Source organism: Jiangella ureilytica (genome assembly GCF_004348545.1).
In the GTDB taxonomy this organism is placed as follows: domain Bacteria; phylum Actinomycetota; class Actinomycetes; order Jiangellales; family Jiangellaceae; genus Jiangella; species Jiangella ureilytica.
The window spans coordinates 1-827 of sequence record NZ_SMKL01000164.1; the positions used below are offsets into that span (position 1 = coordinate 1).

1 pseudogene is annotated in these 827 nt (G+C 74.0%); it reads right to left on the reverse strand.

Features of this window, described 5'->3' with window-relative positions:
* Nucleotides 1-502: pseudogene (locus tag E1212_RS29140) on the reverse strand (hypothetical protein); the annotation flags it as partial.
* Between the last annotated feature and the right edge of the window lie 325 nt (nt 503-827).

Consider the following 827-nt stretch of genomic DNA (forward strand, 5'->3'; position numbering starts at 1 on the left):
CGCCCGCCCCGCCCTCGGCGGCGTCGGCGAATCGCCCGGCCAGCCAGGACTCGTCATGGGGCAGGAACAGCACCTGCTCGGCCCCGATCGCGACGCCGCGCCGCCACACGTCGGCGTCGTCGTCCCGCGCGCCGACGAGCAGCACGCCGGAGCGGCGGGGCAGCGACAGCTTCGTCAGCGCCTCTGACTCGTCGTCGCCCACGACGACCAGCACCGCCTGTGACCAGCGTGATCGGACGGAGTCGGGCCGCCCGGCGACCTCGACCTCGACCGACGCGGCGGCCGCGATGCGGAGCAGGTCGTCGAGGAGGTCCTCGTCGCGCGTGACGACGAGCGGACGGGCCGGCGGCGGCGCTCCGGCCGGGGCGGACGACTGCGCTCGGGCCCGAGCGGGCGACAGGGCTCCGGCCCCAGCGGACGACAGGGCTCCGGCCGGAACGGGTGAGAGCACAGCTGCCGGGCCGGGCGGCCGGCGACTCGAGCGGGTGGTGGTGCGGGGCACGTGGGACCTCCGGGAACGGGAGCGGATCTCCCTTCCACCTTTGCTTCGCGGAGGACGGCATCGAAGCCCGGAATCGCAGAATGTGGACAACCACGCGAATTCGTCCGGGCTGTGGACGACCGCCCCGCCGAGGGCTGCAGCCAGCGTCCCCCGCCGTCACCCACTCGCCCGCCGCCGTCGACTCACCCGCCGCCGTCGACTCACCCGCGGGTGTCCGACCCGCGGGCGAGTCCTGGACGGTATGGAACCGGTCCCAGAAAATAGACACGGCCCCTGCCGGGTGGGAGGCAGGAGCCGTGTCTATTTTCTGGGACCGGTTCCATAC